The 7,220-nt window shown below is 71.1% G+C and carries 6 protein-coding genes; 5 read left to right on the forward strand and 1 reads right to left on the reverse strand.

Going from position 1 to position 7,220, the window contains the following annotated elements:
• Positions 1 to 162 precede the first annotated feature (162 nt).
• The 5 genes from ETD86_RS51285 to ETD86_RS56375 all read left to right on the forward strand — a co-directional run bounded on the left by ETD86_RS51285 (position 163) and on the right by ETD86_RS56375 (position 6,746).
• Positions 163 to 1,077 carry an LLM class F420-dependent oxidoreductase gene (locus ETD86_RS51285; RefSeq protein WP_138673881.1) on the forward strand — a complete coding sequence of 305 codons (915 nt, stop codon included), beginning with the start codon at positions 163 to 165 and terminating at the stop codon, positions 1,075 to 1,077.
• A gap of 44 nt (positions 1,078 to 1,121) precedes the next feature.
• Positions 1,122 to 2,675, forward strand: coding sequence for a 3' terminal RNA ribose 2'-O-methyltransferase Hen1 (locus ETD86_RS51290; RefSeq protein ID WP_138673882.1), 1,554 nt, complete (start codon positions 1,122 to 1,124; stop codon positions 2,673 to 2,675).
• Positions 2,659 to 5,118: a polynucleotide kinase-phosphatase gene (locus ETD86_RS51295; RefSeq protein WP_138673883.1), complete on the forward strand. Its 2,460-nt coding sequence runs from the start codon at positions 2,659 to 2,661 to the stop codon at positions 5,116 to 5,118. Before ETD86_RS51290 ends, ETD86_RS51295 begins: the two co-directional genes overlap by 17 nt.
• Before the next feature lie 67 nt (positions 5,119 to 5,185).
• Positions 5,186 to 6,586, forward strand: a complete 1,401-nt coding sequence (locus ETD86_RS51300; RefSeq protein ID WP_138673884.1) for a sugar porter family MFS transporter — start codon at positions 5,186 to 5,188, stop codon at positions 6,584 to 6,586.
• Between the two features lie 10 nt (positions 6,587 to 6,596).
• Entirely contained in the window at positions 6,597 to 6,746 is a 150-nt protein-coding gene (locus tag ETD86_RS56375) for a hypothetical protein (RefSeq protein ID WP_170223751.1), read from the forward strand.
• A gap of 12 nt (positions 6,747 to 6,758) precedes the next feature.
• Here the strand turns inward: ETD86_RS56375 and ETD86_RS51305 are convergent.
• Positions 6,759 to 7,220 (reverse strand): CAP domain-containing protein (locus ETD86_RS51305; RefSeq protein ID WP_211370860.1); only part of this gene is annotated, 462 nt, incomplete at its 5' end.

The raw sequence follows: 7,220 nt of genomic DNA on the forward strand, positions 1-7,220 counted from the left end.
TCGCGAGCGGGCGGGGGAGTCTGCCATCCTTTTTGTGCCGCGGCATAGGAAACCCCGTGTGATCGGTCGACTACGGACGGCGCTGACGTGCACGTTAGCAAGCGTTCCGCCACGGCGTGGGTCTTTTCCGTTTCGCGTCCGATGTGTGCCGATAATGTGGGCATGAAGCTGCGGATCTTCACTGAGCCCCAGCAGGGCGCGACATATGACGACCTGCTCGCCGTCGCCCAGGCCACCGAACGGCTGGGCTTTGACGCTTTCTTCCGTTCCGACCACTACCAGCGCATCGGCCCCGGCGACCCGGGCCCCGGCTCCACCGACGCGTGGATCACGCTTGCCGGCCTGGCCAGGGAGACCTCACGCATCCGGCTGGGCACGCTGGTGACGCCGGCCACGTTCCGGTTCCCCGGTCCCCTGGCGATCAGCGTCGCGCAGGTGGACCAGATGAGCGGCGGCCGGGCGGAGCTCGGTTTCGGCACCGGCTGGTTCGATGCCGAGCACGCGGCGTACGGCATCCCGTTCCCGCCGCAGAACGAGCGGTTCGGGCGGTTCGAGGAGCAGCTCGAGATCATCACGGGCCTGTGGACCGCGGAGAAGAGCTTCTCGTTCGAGGGCAGCTACTACCGGGTCGCCGACTCGCCCGCGTTGCCCAAGCCGGTGCAGCGGCCCCGGCCGCCGATCATCATCGGCGGTTTCGGCGCCAAGCGCACGCCGCGGCTGGCGGCGACGTACGCGGACGAGTACAACCTGCCGTTCCACACGCTGACCGACACGGCCCAGGGGTTCGGCCGGGTGCGCGAGGCCTGCGAGACCACGGGGCGCAGCCTGGTCTACTCGGTCGCGCAGACCACCGTCGTGGGCCGCGACCGGGCCGAGGTCGAGCGGCGCGCGGCCGCCGTCGGCGAGAACCCCGGCACGCTGCGGGAGAACGGCCTGGCCGGCACGCCCGCCGAGGTGCTCGAGAAGATCGGCAAGTTCGCCGAGCTGGGTGCCGAGCGGGTCTACCTGCAGATCCTGGATCTGGGTGACCTCGAGCACCTGGAGCTGATCGCGGCCGAGGTGCTCCCGCACGTGTAAGTAATCGTTGGCGGGGATTTGCGGGGGTACGGCAGACTTGGGGCGTGCTGCTGACGATCACGACCACCGCGAGCCCCGCCACCGACCTGGGTTTTCTCCTGCACAAGCATCCCGGGCGCGTGCAGGAGTTCGGCCAGTCGTTCGGCACCGCCACGGTGTTCTACCCGGAGGCGGGCGATGAGCGCTGCACGGCGGCGCTCATGCTGGAGGTCGACCCGATCGCGCTGGTCAGGTCGCGCGGCAAGGGCTCGCCCGACTTCAGCCTGTCGCAGTACGTCAACGACCGCCCCTACGCGGCGTCGTCGCTGCTGGCCGTGGCGCTGGGGCAGGTTTTCCGCACCGCGCGGGCCGGCCGGTGCAAGGCCCGGCCCGAGCTGCCCGGCCAGGCGCTGCCCCTGGAGTTGCGGCTGCCCGCGCTGCCCTGCCGGGGCGGGCCCGACCTGGCGCGGCGGTTGTTCGAGCCGCTCGGGTGGGAGGTCGAGGCGCAGGCGCTGCCGCTGGACGAGGGTTTCCCCGAGTGGGGTGAGTCGCGCTATGTCCGGCTCACCCTGCGCGGCACGACCCGGCTGGCCGACGCGCTCAACCACCTGTACGTGCTGCTGCCGGTGCTCGACGACGGCAAGCACTACTGGATCGCGCCAGACGAGGTCGACAAGCTGATCAGGGCCGGCGAGGGCTGGCTGCGCGGGCATCCGGAACGCGGGCTGATCACCCGGCGCTACCTGGGCCGGCGCTGGGCCCTCGCCCGCACGGCGCTGGCCAGGCTGGCCGAGCTCGGCGACGAGACGGAGGAGGAGCTGGAGCCCGCGGTCGCGGAGGATGCGCCCGCCGAGGAGACCGCCGCCGACGAGGTGGCGGCGGCCGAGGCCGACGCCGCACCTGACATGTTTGGTATCGCCGACATTTCGGCGAATTCGTCCGGTGAGGCAGACGCTGTCGGCGGCGCGCAGCTGAGGGGGGCGGGCGCCCCCGAGGGGACCGAGTCCGAGGCCAAGCCGCTCAACGTGCAGCGCCGCGAAGCCGTGCTGCGCAAGCTGGAGGAGCTCGGCGCGGTCAGCGTGATCGACCTGGGCTGCGGCCAGGGCGAGCTGGTCGCCGCGCTGCTGGCCAGGCCCAGGTTCGCCAGGGTCGCCGGCATGGACGTCTCGGCGATGGCGCTCACCATCGCCGCGCGCAAGCTCCGCCTCGACCGCATGCCCGACGCCAAGCGCGGCCGCCTCACCCTGTTCCAGGGCGCGCTGACGTACACCGACAAGCGGCTCAAGGGCTACGACGCCGCCGTGCTCATGGAGGTGATCGAGCACGTCGACCCGCCGCGCCTGACCGCACTCGAACGCGTCGTGTTCGGCTACGCCAAGCCCATGCACGTGCTCGTCACCACGCCCAACATCGAGCACAACGTCCGCTACGAGTTCCTGACCGGCCTGCGCCATCCCGACCACCGCTTCGAGTGGACCCGCGCCGAGTTCGCCGCCTGGGCCACCCGGGTGGCCACCGAGCACGGCTACCAGGTCGCGTTCGAGCCGGTCGGCGCCGACGACCCCGAGGTCGGCCCGCCCACCCAGATGGGAGTGTTCACCCGTGATCAGCATTCCTGAGCTGTCCCTCGTGGTGCTGGTCGGCGTCTCCGGCAGCGGAAAGTCCACGTTCGCGCGCAAGCACTTCAAGCCCACGCAGGTCATCTCCTCCGACTTCTGCCGCGGCCTGGTCGCCGACGACGAGAACGACCAGTCGGCCACCCCGGCCGCGTTCGACCTGCTGCACCACATCGTCGGCGTGCGCCTGGCCAGGGGCCTGTTCACCGTGGTCGACGCGACCAACGTCCAGTACGCGGCCCGCAAGAGCCTCGTCGACCTGGCCAGGAAGCACGACGTGCTGGCCGACGCGATCGTGCTGGACGTGCCGGAGGAGGTGGCGATCGAGCGCAACGCCGTCCGCCCCGACCGCGACTTCGGCCCCGGCGTGGTGATCCGCCAGCGCAAGGACCTGCGCCGCTCGCTGGGCAAGATCTCCGGCGATGGCTTCAGGAAGGTCCACGTGCTGCGCGGCCTGGACGAGATCGACAACGCGGTGATCACGTACGAGAAGGCGTGGTCGGACCTGACCGAGCTGACCGGCCCGTTCGACATCATCGGCGACGTGCACGGCTGCCGCGCGGAGCTGGAGACCCTGCTGCGCGACCTCGGCTGGGAGGGCGTCAGGCACCCGGAAGGCCGTACCGCGGTGTTCGTCGGCGACCTGGTGGACCGCGGTCCCGACTCGCCGGGTGTGCTGCGGCTGGTGATGGACATGGTCGAGGCGGGCACCGCGATCTGCGTGGCGGGCAACCACGAGCAGAAGCTGGTGCGCGCGCTGAACGGCCGCAACGTCAAGACCACCCACGGCCTGCAGGAGTCGCTCGACCAGCTCGCCGCCCAGCCGCCCGAGTTCGTCGAGCGGGCCAAGGGGTTCATGGACGGCCTGCTCAGCCACTACCGCCTCGACGGCGGCCGGCTCGTGGTGGCGCACGCCGGGCTCAAGGAGGCCTATCACGGGCGCGCCTCCAAGCGGGTGCGCTCGTTCGCCCTGTACGGCGACACCACCGGCGAGACCGACGAGTACGGCCTGCCGGTCCGCCTGCCGTGGGCCGAGGAGTACCGCGGCCGCGCCATGGTCGTCTACGGTCACACGCCCACGCTCCGGCCCGAGTGGATCAACAACACGATCTGCCTCGACACCGGCTGCGTCTTCGGCGGCCACCTGACCGCGCTGCGTTACCCCGAGCGCCAGATCGTCCAGGTCCGAGCGGAGAAGGTCTGGTACGAGCCGACGAAGCCGCTCGGCGCGGGCGTCCGCGACCCGGGCATGCTGGACGTCAACGACGTGATCGGCACCCGGCACGTGGAGACCAGGTTCGGCGCCCGGGTCAAGGTCCTGGAGGAGAACGCGGCCGCGGCCCTGGAGGTCATGAGCCGCTTCGCGGTGGACCCGCGCTGGCTGGTCTACCTGCCGCCCACCATGGCCCCGCCGGAGACCTCCCCGCTCGACGGCTATCTGGAGCACCCGCACGAGGCGTTCGAGGAGTTCGCCGCCGCGGGCGTGCGCGAGGTCGTGTGCGAGGAGAAGCACATGGGCTCGCGGGCCGTCGCCGTGCTGGCCAGGACCCCGGAGGCGGCCGCGGCCCGGTTCGGGGTCACCGACGGCGGCACCGGCGCCGTGTACACGCGGACCGGCCGCCCCTTCTTCGCCGACACGGGGCCGCTCGTCGAGCGGCTGCGCGCGGCCTGCGAGCCGCTGTGGGCAGAGCTCGGCTCCGACTGGGTGGTGCTGGACTGCGAGCTGCTGCCCTGGTCCGCCAAGGCCGGCGACCTCATCAGGAGCCAGTACGCCTCCGTGGGCGCGGCCGCCCGCGCCGCGCTGCCCGACGCGGTGAGTGCTTTGGAGGCGGCGGCCGAGCGCGGGCTGGATGTGGGCGATCTGCTGCTCCGCACCCGCCGCCGCTCCCACAACGCTGCCCTGTTCCGCGACGCTTACGCACGGTACTGCTGGCCGGTCGACGGGCTCGAGGGCGTCAAGCTGGCGCCGTTCCAGATTCTCGCCTGCGAGGGCCGGGCCACGGCGCTGGAGCCGCATGCCTGGCACCTGAACACACTGGCGCTGCTCGACTCGCCGCTGATCGCCCGGACCCGTCACGTGTTCGTCGACCTCGGCTCCCCGGAGTCGAGAGCCGAGGCGACGGCCTGGTGGGAGTCGATGACGGCGGCGGGCGGCGAGGGCATGGTGGTCAAGCCGGCGGCGTACGCGCCCGGCCGGGTGCAGCCCGGGGTCAAGGTTCGCGGCCGTGAATACCTGCGGATCATCTACGGCCCCGACTACACCGAGTCGCTCGACGTGCTGCGCAGGCGTTTCCTCGGCAAGAAGCGCTCGCTGGCGCTCCGCGAGTACACGCTGGGCCTGGAGGCGCTGTCGCGGCTCGCGGAGGGCGAGCCGGCCTGGCGGGTGCACGAGCCGGTCTTCGCCGTGCTGGCCCTGGAGTCGGAGCCGGTGGACCCCCGGCTGTAAAGCTTGGGTAAGCCGGGCCGTACGCCGGTGACGTGCGGGTATGTCCCCACTCCAGGGGAGGACCGGCATGGCGACTCAGCGTACCCATCACGAGCACCTGGGCCACGTGCTCTTCATCACGGCCGCCGCGGCCATCGGCGGCTTCTTGTTCGGGTACGACAGCGCCGTCATCAACGGCGCGGTGGTGGGGATCCAGAAGCACTTCCGTGTCGGGCCGGTCGAGATCGGGTTCGTGGTGGCCATCGCGCTGCTCGGCTCCGCCGCCGGCGCGTGGACGGGCGGCCGGCTGGCCGACCGGCTGGGGCGCACCAGGTCCATGCAGGTGGCGGCGCTGCTGTTCGCGCTCAGCTCGTTCGGGCAGATGTTGCCGTTCGCCATCTGGGATCTCGCGCTCTGGCGGGTGATCGCGGGCTTCGCGATCGGCATGGCCTCGGTGCTGGCGCCCGCGTACATCGCCGAGGTGGCGCCGGCGGCCTACCGAGGCCGGCTGGGCTCGCTCCAGCAGCTGGCGATCGTGCTCGGCATCGCGGTCTCGCAGCTGGTCAACTACCTGATCGCCTGGCTGGCCGGCGGCGACGTGAACAACCGTCTGGGGCCGCTGCAGGCCTGGCAGTGGATGCTGGGCGCCTGCGCGGTGCCCGCCGTGCTGTATCTGCTGTTCGCCACGATCATCCCCGAGTCGCCCCGCTACCTTGTCATGAAGGGACGGACCAGGCAGGCCCGCGAGGTGCTGGCCGAGGTCGAGGGCGACGGCGTGAACATCGACGAGCGCATCTCGGAGATCCAGCACGTGCTGCGGACCCAGCGCGTGCCGGGGATGAAGGACCTGCGCGGGCGGGCGTTCGGGCTGCTGCCGATCATCTGGATCGGCATCGCCCTGTCGGCCTTCCAGCAGTTCGTCGGCATCAACGTGATCTTCTACTACTCGACCGTGTTGTGGCAGTCGGTCGGCATCAACCAGAGCGACTCCCTGCTGATCAGCTTCTCCAGCTCCATCATCAACATCATCGGCACGTTCATCGCGATCTCGCTCGTGGACAAGATCGGCCGCAGGCCACTGCTCTTGATCGGCTCGGCCGGGATGGCGGTCTCGCTGGCCACCGCGGCGTTGGCGTTCAGCGCGGCGAGGGTCGTCGGCGACACGGTCACGCTCCCGGACCCGCAGGGGCCGGTCGCGCTGATCGCGGCCAACGTGTTCGTGTTGTTCTTCGCGCTGTCGTGGGGTGTGGTGGTGTGGGTGCTGCTGGGCGAGATGTTCCCCAACCGCATCCGCGCCTCCGCCCTGGGCCTCGCCGCCGCGGCCCAGTGGCTCGCCAACTGGGCGATCACGGTGTCGTTCCCGGCCCTGTCGGCGTGGAACCTGCCGCTCACCTACGCCGGGTACGCGTTCTTCGCGCTGCTGTCGTTCCTCTTCGTGGCCAGATGGGTCAAGGAGACCAAGGGCCGCAAACTCGAGGAGATGGGTTAGCCTCCGAGGCGTGATCGACGACGCCCCGGCCGGGGCGTGCTCGCGGTGCTCGGCGGCTCCGCGTATCGCCACCGCCTTCCTGCGGCCCAAGGCGCGGATTGGGCCGCAGGGAGAGACGGTGGGCGGGGAGATGGGGCGCCTGCGCGCCTCACTCGCCTAGCGCCACCGGGCCTTACCGCGCTGCGAAGTCCTGGGTCCAGTAGATCCGGCCCTGGGAGTTCTTGGCCGCGCCGACGCCGATCAGGTTGAACCGGCAGTTCATGATGTTGGCGCGGTGACCGGAGCTGTTCATCCAGGCCTGGACCACAGCGGCGGGCGAGGGCTGGCCGAAGGCGATGTTCTCCGCCCAGGCCGATCCTCCGGTGAAGCCGGCCGCCTTGATGCGGTCGGTGAAGCTGCGGCCGTCCCGGGAAGCGTGGTCGAAGTAGTTGTTCTTCGCCATGTCGTCAGAGTGGCCGAAGGCGGCGGCACGTAGCTGCGGGTCGTGCTTGACCGGTCCGCAGCCGCCCTTGGCCCGCTCGGCGTTGGTCAGGCGGATGACCTCGTTCTCCTCGGCCGTGCCCACCGTGCCCGTCGAAGGGCCCGTCGAAGGGCCCGTCGAAGGGGAGCCCGACGGCGTGGAGGTGGGCGTGGG

Origin of the sequence: Nonomuraea turkmeniaca, from assembly GCF_005889735.1 — a bacterium.
Taxonomy (GTDB): Bacteria; Actinomycetota; Actinomycetes; order Streptosporangiales; family Streptosporangiaceae; genus Nonomuraea; species Nonomuraea turkmeniaca.

What these genes read in the sequence shown, in the direction of transcription:
- ETD86_RS51285 (WP_138673881.1), top strand. Translation starts at nt 163, where the DNA reads ATGAAGCTGCGGATCTTCACTGAGCCCCAGCAGGGCGCGACATATGAC.
- ETD86_RS51300 (WP_138673884.1), top strand. Translation starts at nt 5,186, where the DNA reads ATGGCGACTCAGCGTACCCATCACGAGCACCTGGGCCACGTGCTCTTC.